The organism is Stenotrophomonas sp. YJH_SMC_27 (genome assembly GCF_059369815.1).
Genome location: NZ_JCAFTA010000008.1, coordinates 132,199 through 155,967, shown reverse-complemented (window position 1 = coordinate 155,967; position 23,769 = coordinate 132,199). Strand labels below are relative to the sequence as shown.

General features: G+C 67.8%; 24 protein-coding genes. 9 read left to right on the top strand and 15 right to left on the bottom strand.

Annotated elements, in window-relative coordinates; genetic code table 11:
- Positions 1-63: 63 nt before the first annotated feature.
- On the top strand, positions 64-672 hold the full coding sequence (locus tag AC5P7R_RS13495) for a hypothetical protein (RefSeq protein ID WP_021203329.1): 609 nt from the start codon (positions 64-66) through the stop codon (positions 670-672).
- A 39-nt stretch (positions 673-711) separates the two neighbouring features.
- Here the strand turns inward: AC5P7R_RS13495 and dinG are convergent, their stop codons facing one another.
- The 3 genes from dinG to aroE form a co-directional block, all read right to left on the bottom strand.
- A complete protein-coding gene (gene dinG, locus AC5P7R_RS13490) occupies positions 712-2,787 on the bottom strand; it encodes an ATP-dependent DNA helicase DinG (protein ID WP_181451854.1) in 2,076 nt (691 codons plus the stop codon).
- Between the two features lie 182 nt (positions 2,788-2,969).
- Positions 2,970-3,323, bottom strand: coding sequence for a hypothetical protein (locus AC5P7R_RS13485; protein WP_021203326.1), 354 nt, complete (start codon positions 3,321-3,323; stop codon positions 2,970-2,972).
- Between the two features lie 3 nt (positions 3,324-3,326).
- Entirely contained in the window at positions 3,327-4,172 is an 846-nt protein-coding gene (gene aroE, locus AC5P7R_RS13480; protein ID WP_134730916.1) for a shikimate dehydrogenase, read from the bottom strand.
- A 48-nt stretch (positions 4,173-4,220) separates the two neighbouring features.
- Here aroE and AC5P7R_RS13475 point away from each other — a divergent pair, with 48 nt between their 5' ends.
- Positions 4,221-5,093, top strand: coding sequence for a hypothetical protein (locus AC5P7R_RS13475; RefSeq protein ID WP_495213945.1), 873 nt, complete (start codon positions 4,221-4,223; stop codon positions 5,091-5,093).
- 148 nt (positions 5,094-5,241) lie between these two features.
- On the opposite strand, the gene AC5P7R_RS13470 is transcribed toward AC5P7R_RS13475, so the two are convergent.
- The 4 genes from AC5P7R_RS13470 to AC5P7R_RS13455 form a co-directional block, all read right to left on the bottom strand.
- Positions 5,242-5,511: an SHOCT domain-containing protein gene (locus AC5P7R_RS13470; protein WP_459389861.1), complete on the bottom strand. Its 270-nt coding sequence runs from the start codon at positions 5,509-5,511 to the stop codon at positions 5,242-5,244.
- Positions 5,512-5,541: 30 nt separating this feature from the next.
- Positions 5,542-6,531 (bottom strand): porphobilinogen synthase, encoded by a 990-nt coding sequence (gene hemB, locus AC5P7R_RS13465; protein ID WP_006400669.1) that lies wholly within the window; start codon positions 6,529-6,531, stop codon positions 5,542-5,544.
- A gap of 19 nt (positions 6,532-6,550) precedes the next feature.
- Complete coding sequence (locus AC5P7R_RS13460; protein ID WP_019661664.1) at positions 6,551-7,468, bottom strand: bestrophin family protein; 918 nt, start codon at positions 7,466-7,468, stop codon at positions 6,551-6,553.
- Between the two features lie 122 nt (positions 7,469-7,590).
- Positions 7,591-7,839: a hypothetical protein gene (locus AC5P7R_RS13455; RefSeq protein WP_006475755.1), complete on the bottom strand. Its 249-nt coding sequence runs from the start codon at positions 7,837-7,839 to the stop codon at positions 7,591-7,593.
- A 184-nt stretch (positions 7,840-8,023) separates the two neighbouring features.
- Here AC5P7R_RS13455 and AC5P7R_RS13450 point away from each other — a divergent pair, with 184 nt between their 5' ends.
- Positions 8,024-8,482: a hypothetical protein gene (locus AC5P7R_RS13450; protein ID WP_495213944.1), complete on the top strand. Its 459-nt coding sequence runs from the start codon at positions 8,024-8,026 to the stop codon at positions 8,480-8,482.
- A gap of 84 nt (positions 8,483-8,566) precedes the next feature.
- On the opposite strand, the gene AC5P7R_RS13445 is transcribed toward AC5P7R_RS13450, so the two are convergent.
- From AC5P7R_RS13445 to AC5P7R_RS13430, 4 genes are all read right to left on the bottom strand, one after another.
- Complete coding sequence (locus AC5P7R_RS13445; RefSeq protein WP_478436097.1) at positions 8,567-10,369, bottom strand: DUF885 domain-containing protein; 1,803 nt, start codon at positions 10,367-10,369, stop codon at positions 8,567-8,569.
- Between the two features lie 236 nt (positions 10,370-10,605).
- Entirely contained in the window at positions 10,606-11,121 is a 516-nt protein-coding gene (locus AC5P7R_RS13440; protein WP_019661666.1) for a cytochrome c oxidase assembly factor Coa1 family protein, read from the bottom strand.
- 25 nt (positions 11,122-11,146) lie between these two features.
- On the bottom strand, positions 11,147-13,372 hold the full coding sequence (locus AC5P7R_RS13435) for a S9 family peptidase (protein ID WP_111103938.1): 2,226 nt from the start codon (positions 13,370-13,372) through the stop codon (positions 11,147-11,149).
- 186 nt (positions 13,373-13,558) lie between these two features.
- Entirely contained in the window at positions 13,559-14,248 is a 690-nt protein-coding gene (locus AC5P7R_RS13430; protein ID WP_019661668.1) for a glutathione binding-like protein, read from the bottom strand.
- A gap of 110 nt (positions 14,249-14,358) precedes the next feature.
- Here AC5P7R_RS13430 and AC5P7R_RS13425 point away from each other — a divergent pair, with 110 nt between their 5' ends.
- Positions 14,359-15,000 carry a TIGR00645 family protein gene (locus AC5P7R_RS13425; RefSeq protein WP_019661669.1) on the top strand — a complete coding sequence of 214 codons (642 nt, stop codon included), beginning with the start codon at positions 14,359-14,361 and terminating at the stop codon, positions 14,998-15,000.
- A gap of 201 nt (positions 15,001-15,201) precedes the next feature.
- The gene (locus AC5P7R_RS13420) at positions 15,202-16,203 is read left to right on the top strand and encodes an energy transducer TonB (protein WP_227853735.1); all 1,002 of its coding nucleotides are present in this window, start codon (positions 15,202-15,204) and stop codon (positions 16,201-16,203) included.
- An 83-nt stretch (positions 16,204-16,286) separates the two neighbouring features.
- Here AC5P7R_RS13420 and AC5P7R_RS13415 read toward each other — a convergent pair whose 3' ends face one another.
- Positions 16,287-16,541: a hypothetical protein gene (locus tag AC5P7R_RS13415; RefSeq protein ID WP_188249738.1), complete on the bottom strand. Its 255-nt coding sequence runs from the start codon at positions 16,539-16,541 to the stop codon at positions 16,287-16,289.
- Positions 16,542-16,619: 78 nt separating this feature from the next.
- On the opposite strand from AC5P7R_RS13415, the gene AC5P7R_RS13410 reads away from it, so the two are divergent.
- Positions 16,620-17,405, top strand: coding sequence for a helix-turn-helix domain-containing protein (locus AC5P7R_RS13410; protein WP_111099159.1), 786 nt, complete (start codon positions 16,620-16,622; stop codon positions 17,403-17,405).
- Positions 17,406-17,472: 67 nt separating this feature from the next.
- Positions 17,473-17,901: a DUF7832 domain-containing protein gene (locus tag AC5P7R_RS13405; RefSeq protein ID WP_134730906.1), complete on the top strand. Its 429-nt coding sequence runs from the start codon at positions 17,473-17,475 to the stop codon at positions 17,899-17,901.
- A gap of 72 nt (positions 17,902-17,973) precedes the next feature.
- Here the strand turns inward: AC5P7R_RS13405 and AC5P7R_RS13400 are convergent, their stop codons facing one another.
- Genes AC5P7R_RS13400 through AC5P7R_RS13390 form a run of 3 tightly spaced genes read right to left on the bottom strand, consistent with a single transcriptional unit; the run spans position 17,974 to position 21,424 of the window.
- Positions 17,974-19,158 carry an ABC transporter permease gene (locus AC5P7R_RS13400; protein ID WP_019661674.1) on the bottom strand — a complete coding sequence of 395 codons (1,185 nt, stop codon included), beginning with the start codon at positions 19,156-19,158 and terminating at the stop codon, positions 17,974-17,976.
- On the bottom strand, positions 19,155-19,901 hold the full coding sequence (locus AC5P7R_RS13395; protein ID WP_111099161.1) for an ABC transporter ATP-binding protein: 747 nt from the start codon (positions 19,899-19,901) through the stop codon (positions 19,155-19,157). Before AC5P7R_RS13395 ends, AC5P7R_RS13400 begins: the two co-directional genes overlap by 4 nt.
- Positions 19,898-21,424 (bottom strand): alpha/beta hydrolase, encoded by a 1,527-nt coding sequence (locus AC5P7R_RS13390; RefSeq protein ID WP_111103944.1) that lies wholly within the window; start codon positions 21,422-21,424, stop codon positions 19,898-19,900. Before AC5P7R_RS13390 ends, AC5P7R_RS13395 begins: the two co-directional genes overlap by 4 nt.
- A gap of 296 nt (positions 21,425-21,720) precedes the next feature.
- On the opposite strand from AC5P7R_RS13390, the gene AC5P7R_RS13385 reads away from it, so the two are divergent.
- Together AC5P7R_RS13385 and AC5P7R_RS13380 are read left to right on the top strand one after the other, a co-directional pair.
- Complete coding sequence (locus tag AC5P7R_RS13385) at positions 21,721-22,248, top strand: DUF1203 domain-containing protein (RefSeq protein WP_021203316.1); 528 nt, start codon at positions 21,721-21,723, stop codon at positions 22,246-22,248.
- A 191-nt stretch (positions 22,249-22,439) separates the two neighbouring features.
- Positions 22,440-23,612: a lytic polysaccharide monooxygenase auxiliary activity family 9 protein gene (locus AC5P7R_RS13380; protein WP_495213943.1), complete on the top strand. Its 1,173-nt coding sequence runs from the start codon at positions 22,440-22,442 to the stop codon at positions 23,610-23,612.
- The last annotated feature ends 157 nt before the right edge of the window (positions 23,613-23,769 follow it).

The window sequence follows — 23,769 nt, the reverse complement described above, 5'->3', positions numbered from 1 at the left end:
CCGGCACTACCCGTCGTGATCCGTTATGGTGGCCAGGAGGTCACCAACACGGAGGTTGAGAGGATGTTGCTTTCCTTTGCGCTGGCCGCTGCCATGGCCACGTCAGCAGAACCGCCAGAAGCGCCCGATTGCCGCTACGACCGTGCAGCGATGCTGGCGATGGAACCGGCTGCGTTCGATCAGGACCTGGAAGGTGGCTGGCGCACGCTGGCCGACCGTGGCTGTACCCGCGAAGCTGCCGATCTGCTGTCCGCCTACGGCGCACTGCCCAAGGCAGCAGGCAATGCCATCATCACGTGGCACGAGGGCCAGCTTCGCGCGGAGCTGGGGCAGACCGCAAAGGCGATCATGCTGATGGAACGCAGCCACAAGCCGGTGAACGGAGGCGACCCGGGATACTGGAATGCCTATGTGGATGGCATGGTTGCGTTCCTGCGCCAGGACCGCAGCGCCCTTGAAAAGGCTCGTGCGAGGCTGCTCGCGATACCGACGCCCACCATCATGGCGGAGAACATCAAGGACGGTCGCTACCACTTCACCACCGAGGGCGGGCAACGGGTGCAGATGCCGTGGCCGCCGAACCTGGACGTGCTTGATGGACTGCTGCGCTGCTTCGGCAAACCCTACGCGGAGGCCTATGGGCCAGGGTGCCGGAACCCGGAAAGCAGGTGAGGCTCTCCGCCGGGCATGTCCCAGCGCTACCGGTGCGTCTCAGCCGATCACGCGCTTGAACGGTGGCAGCGCGTCGATGATGCGCTTGCCGTAGCGGCGGGTCAGCAGCCGCGAATCGAGGATGATCACGCGGCCGGTGTCGGTGGAGGTGCGGATCAGGCGGCCGGCGAACTGGGTCAGCGTGCGCAGCGCGTGCGGAATGGCGATCAGGTTGAAGGCATTCAGCCCACGCCCTTCGAACCACTCGCTGAGGGTGGCGGTCTGCGGGTCGGTCGGCACGGCGAACGGCACCTGGGTGATCACTACCGTGGTGCAGGCTTCGCCGGGCAGGTCGAGGCCTTCACCGAACGAGTTCAGTCCGAACAGCACCGAACCCTCGCCTGCGGCCACGCGGCGCAGGTGCTCGTCGATCAGCCGGGTCTTGGACATCTCGCCCTGCACCAGCACCTGCTTGCGGCGCGCGGCCGACATCAGCCCGACCACCTTCTCCATCTTCCAGCGCGAGGTGAACAGCACCATCGAACCCTTGGCCCAGTCCAGCTCGGTGTCCAGGTAGCGCGCCACTTCGCGGGGATGGCCTTCGCGATCGTCGGGGGTGACCGGAAACTTCGGCACGATCAGCTCGGCCTGGTTGGGCAGGTCGAACGGCGACGACAGCGAGACCATCTCGGCCTCTTCCGGAATGCCGTTGTCGATCGCCAGCGACTGGAAATCGCCACCGCCGGTCAGCGTCGCCGAGGTCATCACCACCGAGTCCACTTCATCCCACAGCAGCTTGCGCAGCACGTGCGCGGCCGACACCGGCGAGCCGTGCAGCACCAGGTCGCCGTCGCGGGTGGCGGTGACCCAGCGCGCCATCGGCGGCGCGCCGTCCTTGTCCTCGCGGCGCCAGGCCTGCCACAGGTTGTACTGCTGCTCGATCATCTCCAGCGCCATGCCCAGGTTGCGCTGCAGGCGCTCGCGTGCGGCATCGTCCGGCTTGCCCTTGGCCACCTGCGCGGTGGCGGCATGCGCCCAGTTGTAGAGGCTGCGGGTATCGTCGGCCAGCGCCTCGATCGGCTCGCGCCAGGCCTCGGGCAGTCGCCCATTGGCCGCGCGCCACATCGGCTCTTCGTCCGCCGGCGCCGGCATCCACACGCGCTCGATATGATCGCGGAACGCGCGCAACTGCTTGGCCACGTTGCTGGCCACTTCGATCGCTTCGTTCGGCAGCAGGTTGCCGAGCCGGTCCTTGTCGACCGCGCGGTAGGCACCGGCGATCAGGATCTGCAGGCGGCCGGTACGCTTGGCCATTTCATCCAGCGCCAGGCTGGCCGCACCCTGGTCGATGGCCACGTTGCCGATGTGATGGCCTTCGTCCAGCACCAGCAGCATGTCCGACGGCGGCGCAATCAACGGCTGGCCGTTGTCGCTGTCACCGATCGACAACGCCGACAGCAGCAGCGCGTGGTTGGTGACCACGATCTGCGCATCGCGCACGGTATTGCGCGAGCGCAGCACCGCGCACTGCGCCGAATACGCACAACGGCGCCCGGCGCAGCCCGAAGCCGGCGTGGTGATGCGGCTGCGCAGGCCGGGGCTGATGGTCTCCGGCGCATTGTCGATATCGCCGTCCCAGCTGCCGCCGGTGAAGGCGTCGGTCAGGCGCTTGGCGATGTCCATCTCGATCGGCGCCAGCGGCCGGTCGAACAGCGGCGCGTCATCCTCGAACATGCCGCCCTGCGAGCCCTCGCCCTGCGCCTCGGCGGCATTGCGCGTGCACAGGTAGCGGGTACGGCCCTTGGCCAGCGCCACGGTCGCCTCCAGGCCGGTGGCCTTGAGGAAGTTGGGAATGTCGCGCTCGACCAGCTGCGACTGCAGCGCCACGGTGCCGGTGCTGATCACCAGCTTCTTCCTGGTGGCCAGCGCGATCGGTACACCTGCGGTGAGGTAGCCCAGGCTCTTGCCGACGCCGGTGGGCGCCTCGACCACACCGACGCCGCCACTTTTCGACAGCGCACGCGACACCACGCCGATCATCTGGCTCTGCGAGCGGCGGGTGGAGAAGCCGGGGGTATTGGCCTGCAGCGTGGTGTACGCCTTGCGGATCGCGTCCTTCAAGGCGTCATCGAGCATGCGCGGAGCGGCGACGGTTTCGGTCACGCCGGGAACTACCGTAGCTGGATCAGGCCGGTCATTGTCGCATGGCCGGCCATGACCGCCGCCGCTGCCTGCCTGAACAAGCCAGCGACGACATCCGGCGGCCGGATGAACACGCCGGACGCTGCTGGGGATAGACCAGGGCCGTCACCGGGAGGTCACTGCACCACGTTGCCATGCAGCCGCAGCAGGCGCACCAGCGCCCACACCAGCAGCACCACGCCGATGGCTTCAACCATTGCCAGCGCGAAGTGCAGCACGCCGAGGATGGTGCCGATGCCCGACACGGCGCCGAAGTTGCCGCTGCTGACCAGCCACATCGGCAGGATGCCCGCTGCCAGGCCGCCGAGACTGGACAGCAGCAACAGCAGCAGGCCGGCCAGGGCGCCGGTGCGGGTGGCATCGCGCGGCGCGCCGACCACCCAGACCAGGCCGATGCACAGCGCGATCAGCACCGGCAGGCGCACGCCCACCATGCTCAGCACGGTCACCAGCAGGGTTGTGCCGTCCATCGATCAGTCCTCGCCGGCCAGCACGGCCGAGCCCTGGCGCAGCGACTGGTAGACCTCATCGGTCTGCGGGCGCACGCCATGCCACTGCAGGAAGCTCTCGGCGGCCTGTTCGACCAGCATGCCCAGCCCATCCACGGTATTGCGGCAGTTCGACGCGCGTGCCCAGGCCAGGAAGGCGATGGCAGCCTCGCCGTAGTTGAGGTCGACGGCGGTGGTCATCGAGTTGACCAGCGACAGCGGCAGCTTGAACTCGACGTCGCGGTCGCGGCCGGCCGAGGTGGCATTGAGGATCAGCTCGAAGTCACCCAGGTCACGCAGGTCTTCCCAGTAGCGGCTGATCGCGCGGCCCGGTTCGCCCATCGCGTCGATCAGTTCATCGGCGCGTTCCGGTGTGCGGTTGACCACCACCAGCTCGGTGATGCCGGCATCGAGCAGCGCCGGCGCGACGCTGCGCGCGGAACCGCCGGCGCCGATCAGCAGCACGCGGCGGCCACGCAGGTCCAGGCCATGGCGGTCGGTCAGGTCACGCACCAGGCCGATGCCATCGGTGGTATCGCCGTGCCAGCGGTCGCCCTTGCGCAGCAGCGTGTTGACCGAGCCGGCGCGGCGCGCGCGCGCGGTCAGGGTGGTGCACACCGAGAACGCGGCTTCCTTGTGCGGCGAGGTGACGTTGGCACCGACACCGCCTTCGGCGGCGAAGGCTTCCAGGCCGACCAGGAACGCATCAGGGGCCAGGTCGATTGCACGGTAGTCGATGCTGATGCCTTCCTGGCGACCGAACGTCGCGTGGATCTGCGGCGACTTCGAGTGGGCAACGGGGTGTCCGAAGACGGCGTAACGGTCGGTCATGGAATCCTCAAGCTGGCTAGACTGATGCTCTTTCGTGCACGGACCCGGATGATGCGCATCACCCCGCCCCTGCTGGTGCTTGCCGCCAGTCTACTCTCTGCCCCCGTGGCGATGGCGTTGAACGAGTACGGCATCGAAGGCATGGGCGTGGTCTCAACCCGTGCCGACGAGGGCCGCGCCACGATCAGTCCCGATGGCCAGCGCATCGTCTTTGCCCACCGCGGTGAGGCTGGCTGGGGCCTGTGGGAGGCGCGCGTGGTCGACGGCCGCTGGCAGCAGGCGCAGGCCCTGCCGGTGGGCGTGGCCGGCGAGGCCCGCGATCCCTACTTCAGCCGTGATGGCCGCTGGCTGCTGTTCGCGGCCGGCCGCGAGGGCGCGCTGGCGCTGTACCGGGCCACGGTGGAAGCCGACGGCCAGCTCGGGAAGGCGCAGCCCTTGGCGGGCGATGGTGGGCGCCGGGAAGAGCGCGGGCCGGCCCTGAGTGCGGACGGCAAGCGGCTGTTGTTTGCCCGCGAGCAGGGTCGCGGCGCGGGCTGGGACCTGTTCGTGGCGACGCTGGACGCGCAGGGCGTGCGTGGCCCGGCAACCGCACTGACCACCTTGAACAGCGGCGACGACGAGACCGACGGCGACTGGCTGGGCAACGACGGCGCGGTGGTGTTCAGCCGCGGCAGCGGCACGACCGCACAGGTGTGGAGCAGCGGCTGCGCGTGGAGTGGCGCGGCCCTGCAGCCGTTGGGACTGTCGTTCAACCAGACCGGCGGCTGGACCGGCGCGCCGGTGATCGACAACGCCAAGCCGGGCGAGATGCTGGTGGCCAGCAGCGCGGCGAAGGCGCCGCGCGCCGGTGGCGTGGACGTGTACCGCTTGGCGGTGCCGAAGGTGGCGGCGGTGGCCGGGTGCGTGCCAGGCGCGCGGTAACGGCAGACGCCAACCAAGGTTGGCGACTACCAGGGCGATGGAGGTGCCAGGTGCGTGCGATAGATCCACGCGATGCGTAGATGATCGCGGGGTAGGTGCCGACCTTGGTCGGCACGCCAAGGTGCCAACCAAGGTTGGCACCCACCCGTCAGCGAGACAACACCTTGGCGCGCTGCTGCTCGTACTCCAGCTCACTCAGCTGGCCGTTGTCCTTGCGCTGGTTCAACGCGGCCAGCTCGGCCTGCACGCTGTCCGGCAGCGCCTGCTCACGGGCCACGTGGCGGGCAGCGGAGAGCTGTTCCGGCGGGCGCTTGCCGGCCCGCCAGGCGGCGATGAAGACACCGACGATGATGCCGCCGAACACCAGTGTTCCGGTGCCCCAGATCAGCCATTGCATCCATCCCAGTTCGGGTGCCATCGCAGTCCTCCGTCTATCGTGTCGCCATTGTCAGCGCTCGCGCAGCCATCGCGCCACCTGCGGCGCGAAATAGGTCAGTACGCCGTCGGCACCGGCCCGCTTGAAGCCCAGCAGCGACTCCAGCACGCAGGCGCGTTCGTCCAGCCAGCCGTTGGCGAAGGCGGCCTTCATCATCGCGTACTCGCCACTCACCTGATAGGCGAAGGTCGGCACACCGAATGTCTCCTTCACCCGGCGCACCAGGTCCAGGTACGGCATGCCCGGCTTGACCATCACCATGTCGGCGCCCTCTTCCAGGTCCAGCGCGATCTCGCGCAGGGCCTCGTCGCCGTTGGCCGGGTCCATCTGGTAGGTCTTCTTGTCGGCCTTGCCGAGGCTGGCCGCGCTACCCACCGCATCACGGAACGGGCCGTAGAACGCCGAGGCGTACTTGGCCGAGTAGGCCATGATGCGCACGTTGATGTGGTTGTCGGCATCCAGCGCACGGCGGATCGCGCCGATGCGGCCGTCCATCATGTCCGACGGCGAGACGATGTCGACCCCGGCTTCGGCGTGCGACACCGACTGCTTGACCAGCGCTTCCACGGTGATGTCGTTCAGCACGTAGCCCTTGTCATCGATGATGCCGTCCTGGCCGTGGGTGGTGTACGGGTCCAGCGCCACGTCGGTCATCACGCCCAGCTCCGGGAAGCGCGACTTCAGCGCGCGGATCGCACGCTGCGCCAGGCCGTCCTCGGCCCAGGCGGCCGATGCATCCAGCGACTTCAGCGACGGGTCGATCACCGGGAACAGGTCGATCACCGGAATGCCCAGCTCCAGCGCCTCTTCGGCAACCTTCAGCAGTTCTTCGATCGACAGCCGCTCCACGCCCGGCATCGACGGCACTGCGGTGCGGCCGGCCAGTTCGTGCACGAACACCGGGTAGATCAGGTCGTCGGTGGTCAGCGTGTTCTCGCGCATCAGGCGGCGCGAGAACTCGTCGTGGCGCATGCGGCGCGGGCGGTACAGCGGGTGGGACATGGCAGGCTCCGAGGAGTGGCTATTGCAACAGGTAGCCCTGCGGCAGCAGGGGTTCGGGCAACGGGCGTTCGCCGAGCGCATCGAGCTGGTCGATCTCGATCGTGCGCACCAGCGCGTCCAGCGGCAGATCGTTCGGCTCAAGGCCGAAGGGGTCTTCCATTTCTTCGCCCAGCTGGTCCAGGCCGAAGAAGGCATAGGCCAGCACCGCCGACAGCACCGGCGTGCCCCAGCCCAGCGAACTGGCCAGGCCGAACGGCAGCAGCACGCAGAACATCCACGCGCAGCGGTGCAGCAGCAGGGTGTAGGCGAACGGCAGCGGCGTGGTGAGGATGCGCTCGCAGCCGGCCTGGATCGACGACATCGCGTGCAGGCGCTCTTCCAGCTGGGTGTAGAGGATCGGATCGAGCTCACCGCTGCGCAGCGCCTGGGCCAGTTCGGCGGCGATCATCGCCAGCAGCGCGTCGGGCACGTTCTCGCGCTGGCCCAGCTGTTCGCGCTGGCGCTTGTCCAGCCACGGCAGGGCCATCAGCGCCACGATGCGCCCACGCAGGCGCCCGGCCAGGGCGTGGGCGAACGCGGTGGTGACGTAGGCGATGCGGCGACGGCGGCCGGTGTCATCGGCCAGCAGCAGGTTCACCTGGCGGGCCAGCGAACGCGATTCGTAGACCAGCTGGCCCCACAGCTTGCGGCCTTCCCACCAGCGCTCGTAGCAGGCGCTGTTGCGGAAGCTGAGGAAGATCGACAGCACCAAGCCGAGCAGCGTGAACGGCGTGACCGACACGCGTTCGATGCCGGTCGGCGGCGCCAGTTCCACCACCGCAGCCACGGCGATGGACAGGATCAGGATGGCCAGCACCTTGGGCGCGATCGCTTTGACGATCGAACCGCGCAGGATGTACAGCAGTTGCCAGCCGTGGGGACGGGGTCGGATGATCATGGGGCAGCCGCGCCGGGCGCGGATTCACAGGCACGCGGGGGGCTCGCGCAGCCATTCATTGTACGCCCCCGCCCGGCCATCGGCCGTGCGCCTGCGACGCCCTGTCGCACCCGGGCGCGGGCTCAGATGACGCCACCACCCAGGCCGAGGCGGAGGATGCCCACCACCACCACGATGCCGTTCAGGACCAGGCCGGCCCAGGCCCGGCCACGCTTGCTCGGGTGGGTGAACAGGATGCCCAGCGCGGCGATGACCGCGCCCACCGCAGCGAACGGGATCAGGAACCAGTTGCCCCAGCCGAGCAGTGGAATCAGCGCCAGGATCATCCACAACAGCGCCAGTACGCCCCACAACAGACTGATCACGCCCATGCCACTCTCCCGCAGTTGGTTCCTGCCCCAACCATAGACGTTCCCGCTGCCGTCGCCTACTGCCGTTGGCGGGGCTGTCACCCCCGGCGTGCTAGCGTGCTGCCGTGCGTGCCCTGGCCCGGGTGTTGGCGCCGATTCAGAGTGGCCCGCCGATGATCGCAACCAGTCCTACAGGGGTCGTGCCATGAACATCCGTTGGGCCACGTTGGCGGCCATCCTGCTGGTCGCCGCCGGCTGTGCCAGCACCTCCAAGGTGATGCTGGGCCGCGCCCGCGCACCCATCGATCCGGCACTGGTGCAGATCTATTCGACGCCTCCGGCCGGTTCGCAGGAAATCGCCCAGCTGGAATCGGCGTCCGCCGTCGGCTTCGGCACACAGGGCCAGACCGATGCAGCTGTGGCACGCCTGAAGCGCGAGGCCGCCGCGCTGGGCGCCAATGGCGTGGTGCTGATGGGCGTGGGCAGCAGTGGCTCGCCGGTGGGCATGTCGGTGGGCGCCGGCACGTTCGGCTCGCATGTGGGTGGCGGCGTCGGCATCGGTATTCCGACCACGCAGAAGCGCGCCGCCGGCGTCGCGATCTGGGTGCCGAATCCGGCACCGCCGGCGCGATTGCCGACACAGGTGATTACCCCGCAGCGGTGAGGCGGCAGCGTCACCGCGGGTAGCGCCGGGCCATGCCCGGCGTCTCTCCCGCTGCGCTCGCCGGGCATGGCCCGGCGCTACCGATTATTTCTGCCGGTACTTCGGCACGAACACCTTGTTCACCGCATCAGCCAGCTGGTCCGGCGGCAGCAGGCCCTGGTCGAGCAGGAAGTTGTTGAACGCAAGGCGGTCGAACTTCGCACCCAGTGCCAGCTCGGTCTGCATGCGCAGTTCCAGGATGCGGGTGTAGCCGTAGAAGTAGCTGCCGGCCTGGCCCGGCATGCGCACCATGTAGCGGTCCAGTTCCTGGGTGGCCATTGCCTTGGACAGGCCGACCTGCTCCATCAGCACGCGCTCGCCGTTGGCGCGGTCGGTCAGGCCCAGGTTGAGCATCGGGTCCAGCATCGCGCGCGCGGCGCGCAGCAGGCGGAACTGCAGGGCGATCATCTGACCGTCCAGCGGTTCGTAGGGCACCATCTCGGCCTCGGCATACAGTGCCCAGCCTTCCACGTTCACCGAATTGAACGCGAACATGGTGCGTGCCAGCGACACGCCACGCTCGACCATCGCGGTGAACTGGAGCTCGTGGCCGGGGCGGCCTTCATGCGCGCTCAGCGTCCATGCTGCCGCACCGAAGTTGAAGTCGTCGTACTGCGCGCCCGGGCCCGCTGCCGGGTTGCCCAGCGGCAGCACGAAGGTGCCCTGCTGCCCGGTGTTGTTGACCAGCGGCGCCGGCAGGAAATGCGGCGCGGGACTGGCCGCGCTCTCGGCGGCCGAACCCAGGCGCATCTGCATGGCGCGCTGGGGCACGTCGACGATGGCATGCTCGCGGATCAGCGGATCGATCGCGTCGATCACCTTGCGGTAGTGGCCTTCCAGATGGTCGTCGGCGATCTTGTCGGCCTTCAGCGCGCGGATCACCGCCACCGGGTCGCTCGGGTCGGCCACCTTCAGGCCCTTGTCCTTCACCACCAGCGGCGCCAGCTGCTGCATCGCCGAGCGGGTTTCCATGAACTCCAGCTGCGCGCGCTGCATCAGCAGCTTCGGGTCGATGTCGATGCCGACCTGCTTGAGCTGGTAGGCGTACAGCGGCGCCGGCAGGCGCGCATCGGTGCGTGCCTTCGGCAGCACGTCCTTGCGGGTCCAGGCGGCGTAGTCCTTCATCTGCCCGGCCAGGGCCTTCATTGCTTCATCGGTACCGGCGATCTGGTACTTCTTCAGCAGCGACTCGATACCGGTGATGTAGGTCTCGACGTTGTCCAGCGACTGCTGCACTTCGATCTTGGTCGGCTGCAGCAGGCTGGTGTCCTTCAGGCGCTCTTCATAGCGCTGGCGGGCCAGCGTGGTGAAGGCGGTGCCGCCCGGCTGCAGGCCGGCATAGGCCTTGAGGCGGTCGATCGCCTTGGCCCGGCGCTCGGCCGGCACCTGGTCGGACAGCAGCAGGTTGAGGCCGCTGAACACGGTCTGCGGCGCATCACTCCACGGCAGCAGGTATTTCTCGTTGAGCTCGCTGCCTTCGATGTTCTGGCTGGCGGCGTGGATCATGATCTCCAGGTCCTGGCGGACGTTGGGATCCTTCTCGGTGGCCAGCTTTGCCTTGAGTTCATCGCGGGCTTTGGCCATCGCGGCGCGATAGCGCTTGCCGTTGTCCGGGCCAAGGTCTGCGACCTTGTCGTCGTAGCCGGGAACGCCGAAGAAGCCGGTTTCCTCCGGCTGGAACGGGCCTTGTGCATCAAGCAGGATCTGCGCCAGTGCATTGCTGCGGGCAATCCAGGCCGGGCTGGCCGGGGTAGCGGCCTTGGCGGCGGGTGCGGCCAGCGCCGGTGGCGCAGACAGCAGCGGTGCGGCAGTCAGGGCCAGGGCAACGGCGAACGCAATCGGCTTCATGGTGCACTCCAGGACGGGGTTGCCCGCACCCTACGCGCTCACGGCGATGGCGACAATCGGCGGGAAGTCATGGCGGCTGGTTGTGCAGCCGGGGCTCCGCGGAAGCCTGCCGGCGCAGAGTCGACTGTCAGTCGACTATCGCGCGCAGCGCGGGGGGTTCGCTATCTGACCGAAGAGCAGTCGACTGACAGTCGACTCTACCCGGTCGACGTCCCGCAGTCGCCTGCCCGGGGAGGTCACAACGCGGCGGTCAGCGGGCATTCGCCGCGATCACGGCAGGCCTGCAGCTCGCACTCCTGCGCAGCCTCATCATCATCCAGCGCCGTCAGGTCGAAGGTCTGCTTGTCTTCGGCCAGCACGTACATCACCGGGTAGTCCCAGACATCGTCACGACGGATGCCCTGCACGAACAACCGCCCGCGTGCCTGCGGCCCTTCCAGCGCAACGGTCAGGCCAACGTCGCGCTGGCCGTTGATGGCGGTCTGCATGCTGCCCAGCGGCATCGATTCGATATGCAGCGGCTCGCCGAAGGCTTCCACCAGTTCGATGCTGCAGCCCGCGCGGCGCAACGCTTCGCGCATCGGTGGACTTTCGCGTGCCGCCTCGCTCCAGCGCAACAGGCTCCAGGTCACCACGCCACCGGCGCCACCCAGCACCAGCACCACCGTCAGCGGCATCGCCCAGCGCCAGTGGCGGCGCCACCATCCGGTGGACGTCTGGCGATGGGCGGGAATCGGCGGTGGCAGGGTCATCGGCGGGCTCCTTCCCGGTTGCGGATCAGGGTTTCAGGCAGCGTCCCAGGAAGGCTTCGGCCACGCGGTAGCGATGCAGGGCATCGGCGCCCGACAGGCCATGCTTGGCACCCGGGTAGGTCATCAGCTCGAACGGCTGTGCACGCTTCTGCAGCGCGCTCATCAGGCTGGTCGAGTTGGTGAACAGCACGTTGTCGTCGGCCATGCCGTGGATCAGCAGCAGCGGCGAGCGCAGGCCGTCGATATGGGTCAGCACGCGCGCTTCGCGATAACCGGCTTCATTGCGTGCCGGCAGATCCATGTAGCGTTCGGTGTAGTGGCTGTCGTACAGGCCCCAGTCGGTCACCGGCGCACCGGCCACGCCGCAGGCGTACTGGTTCGAGGCCTTGGCCAGCAGCATCAGGGTCATGTAACCGCCGTTGGACCAGCCCTGCACGCCAATGCGCGCCGGGTCCACCCACGGCTGCTGCTTGAGCCAGGCCACGCCGCGCAGCTGGTCGGTCACTTCCACCGTGCCCTGCTTCCCGTACAGCGCACCACCGAAGTCGCGGCCGCGACGCGGGGTGCCGCGGTTGTCCAGCGAGAACACCACGTAGCCCTGCTGGGCCAGGTACTGGTTGAACAGGTGATCACCGCGGCCGGGCCAGCTGTCGGTGACGGTCTGGCTGGCCGGGCCGCCATAGACATACACCGCCACCGGGTAGCGCTTGGACGGATCAAACCCGGCCGGCTTGATCAGGCTGTAGTTCAGTGGGGTCTTGCCATCGGCGGCGGTCAGCGTGCCGAACTCGACCGGGCGCTGCGCGTCGCGGTAGCGCGCATACGGGTGCCTGGGATCGGCCAGGTCGTTCTCCACCAGCGTAGCGATCTTCTCGCCATTGGCGCGGAACAGCTCGATCTGCGGCGGCGTGGTGCTGTTGGACCAGCTGTCGACATAGACGCTGGCATTGCGGGCGAACGTGGCGCTGTGCATGCCCGGTGCCTTGGACAGGCGCTGGGGCTCGCCGCCCTGCAGCGATACCGCGTAGATCTGGCTTTCGCGCGAGGTTTCGATGCCGGCGCGGAAGTAGGCCTTGCCGGCCTTCTCATCAACCGCCAGCAGTTCGTCCACCGGCCAGTTGCCGTGGGTCAGCGCGGTGGTCTTGCCCTTGCTGTCGATGCGGTACAGGTGCTGGAAGCCGGTACGCTCGGACGACCACAGCACGCTGCCGTCTTCCAGGAAGCGCAGGCTGTTATGCAGCGGCACCCAGGTCGGGCTGGTCTCGTGGGCGAGCACGCGCTGGCGGTTGGAGTCGAGCGCCACTTCCACCAGGTCCAGCTGCTTCTGGTCACGCGACTGGCGCTGGAAACTCAGGTGCTGCGGATCGCGCCAATCGACGCGGGCCAGGTAGATATCCTGTTCCCTGCCGAGGTCGACCCAGCGCGGCTGCGCATCGGCGGCCGGTGCGATCACGCCCAGCTGCACGCGCACGTTGGCGTCGCCGGCGGCCGGGTAACGCTGCTCGATCACGTCGGTGCGGTCGGCATAGACCTCGTAGCGCTTCTGTACCGGCACCGGCGATTCATCGATGCGGGCAAAGGCAATGGCCGAATCATCCGGCGCCCACCAGTAGCCGGTGTGGCGATCCATCTCCTCATCGGCGACGAACTCGGCCACGCCGTTGCCGATGGTGGTGCTGCCGTCGTGGGTCAGCTGCAGCTGCTTGCCATTGGCCAGGTCGATCACCCACAGGTTGCGGCCGCGGATGAAGCTGACGAAACCGCCCTTGGGCGACAGCTTGGCGTCGGTGGCGAAACCTTCACCGTGGGTCAGCTGGCGCACGGCCGCCTGGCCCTGCTGCTTGAGGTCGTACAGGTAGAGTTCGCCGCCCAGCGGGAACAGCAGGCGCTGCGCGTCCGGCGACCACTGGTAATCAACGATGCCGGTCATCGCGGCGATGCGCTGGCGCTCGCGGCGTGCCTTTTCCTCGTCGCTGAGGGTCTCGGTGCCGGGCAGCACCACCTTGGAATCAACCAGCAGCCGGGTCTGGCCGCTACCGATGTCGTAGGTCCACAGGTCCAGCTGGTTTCGGTCGCTGTCCTTGCCGCGCAGGAAGCTGACCTGCGATCCGTCCGGTGCCACCTTGGGCTTCATCAAGGTCGGGCCGGACAGCGGCAGCGGACCGGTGATGGCTTCCAGGGTCAGCTTTTCAGCGTGGGCAGCGGTTGTGGTGGCAAGCATGAGGGCGAGCGAAGCGAACAGGTGGCGCATGGAGGATCCCGGCAAACGGCAGGTCCGCCCCCGCGATGGACGCGGAGCGGTCGTCCCCCATCCTAACCAAGCCCGTGCGGGAAGGCAGCATGACCTTCTGCCCATAGCAGTGCGGACGAGTGCCGACCAAGGGTCGGCACCCACCACCCGTAGATCCACGTCACGCGTGAATGACGCCGTCCTGGTTCAACGCTGGCCGAACAGGTGCTTGCGCTCTTCGTCGCTGAGCGGCTTGCCGGCGTTGGGGTTCACCTGCTGGCGCAGGGCATAGGCGCGCTGGGTGGCCGGGCGTGCGGCAATCGCTTCATGCCAGCGCTTGAGGTTCGGGAACGCGGCGAAGTCCACCGGCAGCGTGTCGTAGGCGCCGACCCACGGGTAGCTGGCCATGTCGGCGATGGTGTACTCATCGCCGGCCAGGAAGGCGTGCTGGGCCAGGCGCTTGTCCATCACCCCGTGCAGGCGGCGCACCTCGTTGTCGTAGCGCTCGATGGCATAGGGAATCTTCTCCGGCGCGTACACGTTGAAGTGGCCCATCTGGCCACTCATCGGGCCCAGGCCCGCCATCTGCCAGAACAGCCATTCCAGGGTGGTCACGCGGCCACGCGCGTCGCTGGGCAGGAAGCGGCCGGTCTTCTCGGCCAGGTACAGCAGGATCGCGCCGGACTCGAACACACTCTGGGGAGCACCGCCATCGGCCGGGGCATGGTCGACGATGGCCGGCATCTTGTTGTTCGGCGAGATGGCCAGGAATTCCGGCTTGAACTGGTCGCCCGAACCGATGTTGACCGGGTGGATGCGGTACTCCAGGCCGGCTTCCTCCAACAGCAGGGTCACTTTGTGGCCGTTCGGGGTGGGCCAGTAATACAGGTCGATCATGGCGGCGGCTCGGGGTGCGGAAAGGAACCTGAAGTCTAGTGCGTGAGTTGGGTTGGCACCGTCATGGCGGGCCGGTAACCTCGCGGCTCCCCCGAAACGCACTGTCCTGCATGAGCCACAGTCCTCGTCCCTTGTCCCCGTTGTCCTCGCTGATCTTCGCCTCGCGCTGGCTGCAGCTGCCGCTGTACCTGGGCCTGATCCTTGCCCAGTGCGTCTACGTGTTCCTGTTCGGCAAGGAACTGTGGCACCTGCTGTCCCACTCGGTGTCGATGGGCGAACAGCAGATCATGCTGATCGTGCTGGGCCTGATCGACGTGGTGATGATCTCCAACCTGCTGGTGATGGTGATCGTCGGCGGCTATGAAACCTTCGTCTCGCGCCTGCGCCTGGAAGGCCACCCGGACCAGCCGGAATGGCTGAGCCACGTCAACGCCAGCGTGCTGAAGGTGAAGCTGGCGATGGCGATCATCGGCATCTCCTCGATCCACCTGCTGAAGACCTTCATCGCCACCAGCGCGTTGAAGGGACTGCCGCTGTGCAAACCGGAACAATGGGCAGCGGCAGTGTCTTCGGCGTCGACCAGTTTCTACAACGCTGGCGTCGATACCTGCACGACCATGACCCAGGAAGGTGTGCTGTGGCAGACCATCATCCACTGCGTGTTCATCCTGTCGGCGATCGGCATCGCCTGGACCGACAAGCTGATGTCCAACGGCCACAGCAAGTCGCACGACAAGGCACACGACCACTGAAGTCGCCGCCGGCCACGACATGATCACTGCGGCCCCGCCCGGCCACCACCCCTTGTGCGGGGCGGTGGCCGGGATGCTAGATTGCATCCTCGCCGTTGCCGGCGGTGGCGTCGGGAAACGCCACCCTGCCGCGCCTGGACCACGGGTCCCGGCCATGCATATCAATGATTTACGTCACGTCGTCTTCTAGAGGGGAGCAGGATGTCGCACGTCTCAACGATCACCGCCGCGCGCCGGTGGCTGCCGGTTGCTTTGGCACTGGCGCTGGCCGCCTGCTCGGGCAAGGAAGAATCCGCAGCACCGGCTCCGGCCGCCGCCCCCAACGCCGCTGCACCGGCCGCACCGGTGGTCGCCGCCAAGGTGCAGTCGATGGGCACCGAGCAGCTGCGTGAGTCGGCCAGCCAGGCCCTGCGCGAGAACCGCATGTACGCGCCGGCCGGCGACAATGCCATCGAGTACTACCTCGCCCTGCGCGACAAGACCCCGGACGACGCCTCGGTGAAGAGCGCGCTGACCGACCTGCTGCCCTACACCCTGATCGCCGCCGAGCAGCACCTGGGCCGCGAGGACTACACCGAAGCACAGCGCCTGGTGGCACTGATCGAGAAGGTGGATGCCTCCGCGCCCGCCCTGCCGCGCCTGAAGGACGGTCTGTCCAAGGGCGTGGAAAACGCGGCCAAGCGCACCGAGACCGAAGCGGAGAAGGCAAAGAAGGACGCCGAGGAGCGCAGCAAGCAGCAGATCGAACAGCAGCGCCTGGCCGAACAACGCGCCAAGGAAGCCGACGCGGCCAAGCAGATCGCTGCCCAGCAGGACGCCGCACGCCGCGACAACGAACGCCAGGAAGCCGAGCGCCAGGCCGCCGCACGCCGCGAAGCCGAACAGAAGCAGCAGCAGGCCGCGGCCCAGCAGGCCAGCGCGGCGCGCCAGGCCGCGGCTGCCGCCGCGCCCACCCTGCGCCCGATCAGTACGCCGGCGCCGCGCTATCCGGCCGAGGCACTGCGTTCGGGAACGTCGGGCGAAGTGCTGGTGGAGATCACGGTCGGTACCGACGGCTCGGTGGTCAACGCCCGCGTGCTGCGCGCAACCTCCGGCCGCACCTTCGACCGCGAAGCCCTGAACGCAGTCAAGCGCTGGCGCTTCGAGCCGGTCAGCGCGCCGGTCACCACCCGCCGCACCCTGGTGTTCGCGCCAGGCGGCTGACCGCAGAAAAGGGGACGGAGGGGATTAAGTCGTTTCCGCCCCAAAATGACCACACGGCCCGGCATCTCCGGGCCGTGTCCGCTTCAGGAGAGGCTGTCAATCAGGCGTTGCAGTGCCGGATCGCGCGCGGCCAGCACCTGGAACAGGCCCAGCGCATGCAGGCCCGGCAGCAGCCCACGCAGATCTGCTTCGGCGGTGGCGCGGGTGGCGTCATCGCTGGCGGGGTCCTGCCAGTCACGGACGCTGGCGAGGAAGGCGCCCACGCTGCCCTTGCGCACGGTGAGGCCGTTTACCTGCACGTCGTTCTGATGGTCGGGAAGAATGTCCTGGGGCTGCATCGGGGCGGCTCGTGTTGGAATGGGCGCCCAGTGTGGCGCGCGCGGATCGGCGCTTCTGCCGTATAACTGCCAATGGATATGGCAGATCAGACACCGACCGGCTTGATTGATCCGGCATTGGCGGACGCCGACGACGGCCCCATCGTGCTGGCTGGCCAGCTGCGCGTGCCCGGAAGGCGGCGCACCGCGCGCCACCAGCACGTGCGCGGCCAGTTGCTGGGTGCCCACCACGGCCTGCTGCGGATCGAGGCCGGCGACCTGCACTGGCTGCTGCCGGCGGGGCATGTTGCCTGGATACCGCCCTTGCTGCCCCACGCCCTGGTAGGGGCAGACGCATTCGATGGCTGGAGCCTGTACGTCCGCGCCGATGCCGGCCTGGATCTGCCGCCGCTGCCCCGCATTTTCCAACCCGACGTGCTGTTGCAGGCGGCGGTGACGCGGGCACTGCGCTGGCCGCATCAGGCACTGGACGCTGCGCAGGCACGCCTGGCCGGCGTCATCGCCGATGAGATCCGTGCCAGCATTCCCTTGCCACTTGCCCTGCCACAACCGCAGGATCGACGGTTGCGGCGGATCGCGGCGGCGCTGGCACGGTCGCCGGACGACCTTCGCAGCGTCGAAGCGTGGGCAGCCACCAGCGGACTGTCCAGCCGCAGTCTCGCCCGCCGTTGGCAGGCCGAAACTGGCATGACCTTGAGCCAGTGGCGGCAGCGCCTGCGCGTGCTGCTGTCACTGCCACGCCTGCTGGCAGGCGAGCCGGTGATCAGCGTTGCGCTGTCGATGGGCTACGACACGCCCAGTTCGTTCATCGCCGTGTTCAAGCGCGAGATGGGTGTGACGCCTGCGCGGTATAGAAGAGGCTGACGCATTCGGCACTTCCGCCGCCTTTCCGCACCTCCTAAGCTCGCTGTCGATCTCAAGGAAAGAACAGATGAAGTACGACGACGCCAGCTGGCATTCCGGCGGTGATTTCCCCGCGGATCTTCCTGCAGAGGCTGGGGCTACTCACATCGGCATGTACCTGGCGTGGCTGCTGCTACAGGGAATGGCAAGCGCGGAACTCGCAGAAGACGCAGAAGAAGACCTGCAGGCGCTGCGGGAACGCAGAACGACGCCGGGCCTGTTCCTGCTTCATTGCAGCGACGGAAAATTCGTCGATGACCTGATCAGTGATGAAGCCAACTCGTTCACTGCTGTGTACTACGACCTCGAGAATGGCCAGTATCTCGAAGACTATGAGGCACAGCTGGGGGCCGACGTCATTTCGCTGTACCACGTCGCCGATACCTGGGAAAACTTCGATCGACTGGCACCGGTGATCGCCCAGCGCTTCGCCGCTTGGCAGGCAACACAATCCTGAAAACAACGAGGCCCGGAATGACCGGGCCTCGTTTCATATCCGCCGGGCATGGCCCGGCGCTACCCGTGGGGGTCAGCCGGAGATGGCCAGGCGCTCGTTGTGGTAGCGGCGCACGGCGGCGAACCACAGCATAGCGGCCAGGCCGAGGCTGGCACCGAGGTAGATCGCCCAGACCGTCGGGGTGATGGTCTCGTGGCGGATCACCTTCAGCAGCATCTGGTTCTGCGACAGGAACGGCACGGCGTACTGCCACATCTCGCTCTTCAGCGGATAGGCCACCAGGGCGTAGCCAGGCAGCATCGGCAGCAGCATCAACCAGGTCATGTGGCTCTGCGCTTCCTTCATGCTCTTGGCCGCAGCCGACAGGAAGGTCAGCAGCGAGGTGCCGATCAGCAGCATCGGCAACATCACCAGCAGCATCTGCAGCATCGAGCCGACGTTCATGTTGAACTGGCGGCCGATGTTGCCGGGGGCGATCTGCGCGCTCACCTTGAACGCGACCAGGGTCAGCAGCAGCGACACGAAACCGACCACGCAGGCGGCGGCGATCTTGCCGCTGACGATCGCACTGCGCGAGCCCGGCGTGGCCAGCAAGGGTTCCAGTGACTGCCGCTCGCGCTCGCCGGCCGTGGCGTCCATCACCAGGTAGGCGCCACCGATGAACGAGGTCAGCGTCAGCAGTACCGGCAGCAGCATCGACAGGATCATGCCGCGCTTGGCCTCGGCACTGGCCAGGTCCTGGCGCGCCACGTCCAGCGGGCGTGCCACCTGTGCGTCGATGCCGCGTGCCATCAGGCGCAAGGCACCGACCTGGCCGTTGTAGGTGGCCAGCGCCGCCTCCAGGCGTGCACTGGGTACTTCGGCCGCGCGACGCGTGCTGTCCTTGATCACCTCCACCAGCGCCGGCTTGCCCTCGGCCCAGTCCTTGCCGAACTCATCGCTGATGCGCAGCGCCACATCGATGTCCTGGGTGCGGATGGCCTCGGCCAGGTCCTTCGGTGCCGGTGCGGTGTTCAGCCCCTGCGCGGCGAGGAAGCGCACCAGGTTCGGCGCGTTGTCCGCACCGATGGTCGGAATCTGCAGCGGTTGTTCGATCTGGGTGCGCACCCGGCTCTCGGCCAGCTTGCCCATGCCCAGCAGCAGCACCGGGTACAGCAGTGGCCCGAACAGCAGGGTCAGAAGCAGCGTGCGGCGGTCACGCGACAGGTCACGCAGCTCCTTGCGCATCACCGTCATCAGGGTCGACATCATGCTCATGCGTGCAGGCCCTCTTCGCTGCCGATCAGTTTCACGAACGCATCTTCCAGGTTGGATTCGCCGGCCTGCGCACGCAGTTCGTCGGCGCTGCCGGCGGCCATCACCGTGCCCTTGGCGATGATCACGATGTGATCGCACAGCGCGGCCACCTCCTGCATGATGTGGCTGGACAGGATCACGCAGCGCCCCTCTTCGCGCAGGCCCAGCAGGAAGCGGCGCAGCGCGCGCGTGGTCATCACGTCCAGGCCGTTGGTCGGTTCATCGAGAATGACGTTGCGAGGGTCGTGCACCAGCGCGCGGGCAATCGCGGTCTTGGTGCGCTGGCCCTGCGAGAAGCCATCGGTCTGGCGGTCGAGGATGTCACTCATGTCCAGCGCATGCGAGAGCACCTCGATGCGTTCGCGGATGCGCTCGGCCGACAGGCCATGCAGTTCGCCGAAGTAGGCGATGTTCTCGCGCGCAGTCAGGCGCTTGTAGACGCCACGCGCATCAGGCAGCACGCCGAGGTGGCGACGCACCTCCACCGGATTGCGCGCCGCATCGATGCCGTCGACAGTGATGCTGCCCTGATCGGGCGTCATCAGCGTGTACAGCATGCGCATGGTGGTGGTCTTGCCGGCACCATTGGGCCCCAGCAGGCCGGTAATGCGGCCATCCTCGGCGCGGAAGCCGACGTTGGACACTGCCTGGATACGGCCGGTGCGGGTGTCGAAGGCCTTGTGCAGGTTGTCGGCGACGATCATGGTTCCCATCCGTTGAACGAGGTGAACGCCGGCACGTAGCTCAGCGTATCCAGGCAGCCGGCATCCAGCGCCTTGGCATCGGTCGTGTCGATGAACTGGCCGAGCAGCCGCGGCATGCAGCCAGCGGTCAACGTGCCATGGCCCTGCCCACGGGCGACCAGCGCGCGGCCATTGGGCAGGCCCTTGAGGACCTGTTCGGCGTAGCGCGGCGGGGTCACCGGGTCCAGCTCGCCGGACAGCAGCAGTGCCGGCACGTCGCTGCGCAGCGGCACGGCATCGGTTGCCGGCGCCGGACGGTGCGGCCACACCGGGCAGGCCGCGAAGAACGCACTGGCCACCTCGTTGCCAAACAGCCGCTCGGGATCCTCGGCCGGCGCGTGGTAGCGCGGCGCATCTTCGCTGCAGATCACCGACCAATGCATCCCGCGGTTGATCTGGAAATCCATGCTGCGGTTCGCACCGCGTGCCAGCGAGGCGAGCGGCGCATAGCGGCCGTGCGCGGCTTCATCAAGAACCAGCGGCAGCAATGAGGCGTACTGGGGTACGTAGGAAAACGCAAAAGCCAGGCCCACCACGCTGTCCGGTGTCAGCACATCCTTCCGGGTCCCGTAGGTGCCGGGGTCGCGATACTCGACCGGAACCGGTGCACGGCGCAGGGTCTCCACCACGCTGCGCAGCTGCGCACGGGTATCGGTCGGGAAGCGCTTGCTGCAGGTAACGTCCTTGCGGCACTGCGCCGACTGCAGGGCGATCGCGTCCTCGAATGTCCTGGCGAAATCGCCGCCCACCACCAGCTCATTCGGCACCACGCCATCGATGACGATGCTGCGGGTGTGCTGTGGATAGGTGCCCGCATAGCGCTGGGCCACGCGGGTACCGTAGGAGCCGCCAACCAGGTTGAGCTGGTCCACACCGAGCGCCGCACGCACCGCATCCAGATCGGCGATCGCCTCGGTGGTGGTGTAGAAGCGCGCATCGGCACGCCCCTGCAGCGATGCGGCACAGCGCTGGGCGTAGTCGCGCAGCGATGCCTCGGAAGGCGCGGCATCCTCGTCCATCGGCAGCTCCTTCCCGTCCGCGCCCAGGCAGCTGAGCGGGTTGGAACCGCCGGTGCCGCGCTGGTCGATCAGGAACACGTCGCGCTGTTTGCGCACCTGGCGCAGTGCAGTATCGACGATGACCGCCACCTCGCTGGCCGCCTGGCCGGGGCCGCCGGCCAGGAAGAACACCGGATCCGGCTGGCTGGCGCCGCTGCTGCCCGATTCCAGCCAGGCGATACGCAGGCCGATCCGGCGACCGTCAGGCTGGGCCCGGTCCTCCGGCACCTGCAGGGTGGCGCACTGCGCCTCCACGTTGGCGCTGGCACCTACCGTGGACAGCGTGCAGGGCTGGAAATCGATCGTGCCGAAGCGGCGGCCGGGTGCGTCAGTGGCGCCCTCGGCGCCGGGTGACGGCGACTGGCTGCAACCGGCAAGCATCAGGCTGGCCAGCATCCCGGCCAGCGCGAGGAGGTGTCTTTGCATCGTGCTCGTTTCCCCTGGAAGACGTTCCTGGCAACCACGACGGGCTGCCGCGGAAGATGTGACCCAACTTACACGGGCAGCGCGCCGACGGCGATGGGCAATGACGAATCCGCCGCCAACGGCGCGCAGACCGGACGGTCCTGCCCCTCGGCCTTGGTCGGCACAGGGCGGCATCGGCGGCGACCCGCAGCGCCCCACGGGCCAGTGCCCCGGCCTGACGGCGATGCGGGGTCTGAAAACGGCGAGCACGGCCGCCGGCGCACGCGCAGAATCCGCCGCAGACCCAGGAGACACCCATGCACACGTGGTACCTCGGTGGCATCGACCATCGCCCCTTCCTGCACCTGTTCGAGATGAGCGACTGCGCGCTCGCTGCGCTCGGCATCCAGCGTCGCTGGGTCGGCGCCAGCGGCGGACATCCCTGCCGGATCAGCCTGAGCGATCCCGCGCCTGGCAGCGAGCTGCTCCTGCTGTCCCACGCCCACCTGCCGCTGCATTCGCCGTACCGCGCCGCCGGCCCGATCTTCGTGCAGCGCGGCGTGACCCGTTGCGTCCTGCCGCCGGGCGAGGTGCCCCCGTATGTGCAGCGCCGGATGATCTCGATGCGTGCCTATGACCACGCCGCGCTGATGTGCGGTGCCCAGGTCTGTGCGGGCACCGAGGTGGGCGGCCATCTGGATGCGCTGTTTGCCGACCCGTCGGTGGCGTTCGTCCAGCTGCACAACGCCGCGCATGGCTGTTTCTCGTGCCAGGCAGATCGGGTGGGTACCGGGACTGCGTCGCGTGATCTCCATGACGTGATCGATGCCACGCCGGTCACGTGACGTCCAGCGCATCCGTTCAGCCCTGCGTGAAGCCTGCGGGAAGGGCTTCACATGCGCAGTCACGGATCGGCACTGCGATGGTTCCGCCGCCTGCAGTGCGACTCGATACTCGCCCTGGTGCCGCCGAAAGTCCGCCGCCCAGCGCAGCGCCTGCGGTCACCGTTCCCTTTCGACGACCACAAGGATGCGCCATGTCATTCCGACCCACACCGCTGTTGCTGGCCGCCTCGTTCGCCGCTGCGGGCCTGTGCCTGGCCGGCAACGCGTTCGCCCACGGCACGATGACCACGCCGGTCAGCCGCGTCTATGCCTGCTTCCAGGGCAATCCCGAGAATCCGACCAACCCGGCCTGTGCCGCTGCAAAAGCGATTGGCGGTTCACAGGCGTTCTACGACTGGAACGGCATCAACCAGGCCAACGCCAACGGCAACCATCAGGCCGTGGTGCCCGACGGCAAGCTGTGCAGCGGCAACAACCCGACCTTCCGCGGCCTGGACGTGAACCGCAGTGACTGGCAGACCACGCCGATCCACGCCGATGCCAATGGCAGGTTCACCTTCGTGTTCAAGGCAACCGCGCCGCACGCCACGCGCGACTGGCGCTTCTTCGTCACCCGCGACGGCTGGCAACCGGGCAGCCCGTTGCGCTGGGCCGACCTGCAGGAGTTCTGCACGCTGGGCAATACACCGCTCTCCGCCGATGGCACCTACAAGCTGCAGTGCACGCTGCCGCAGCGCACCGGCCAGCATGTGATCTACAACACCTGGCAGCGCTCGGATTCGACCGAGGCGTTCTACACCTGCATGGACGTGCGCTTTGAAGGCGGCGGCGGTGGTACGACGCCGGCACCGCAATGGCAGGATGCCGGCCCGGTCACCGCCCGCGGTGAATTGCCGGTCGGTACGACGCTGGCACTGCGCGTGTTCAATGCCAGCGGCAACGATGTCGAACGTGTGGAAGCGACGCTGGCCAGCGGCCAGACCTCGGCCGCGCAATGGCCCTTGGCGCTGGCCCGCAAGGTCAATGCCAGTGCCCAGCATGCGCGCGTGGGCGTGCTGGCCAATGGTGCAATCACGCCGACGGCCTCGGCCACCGCCAACCGCGTGTACCTGAAGGATGGCAACCGCTTCCAGCTCGACACGAAGGTGCCGGACCCGGGCACGCCGTCGCCGGGCGGTGATTTCGACCATGTGTACCCGGCCGGTATCGGCGGCTATGTGCCGGGCCAGACCGTGGTGAAGGGCACCGACGGCAAGCTGTACGCCTGCCGTCCGTTCCCGGAGGGTGCATGGTGCAACGTCAATGCCGAGGCCTACCGGCCGGGCGTGGGCGCGGCCTGGCGCGATGCGTGGATCGCGTACTGAGGCAGTGATGCGGGAGGCGGTGCACAATGCACCGCCTTTCGCCCGGATGACGGCACAGTAAGCACCGTGTTGCAGATCGAACACAGCCGCCATCGATTTCAAACTTGTCCGATGTTGCCGGCGCATCTGCATGTGAAGACTCCTTGAGGTTTCCCAC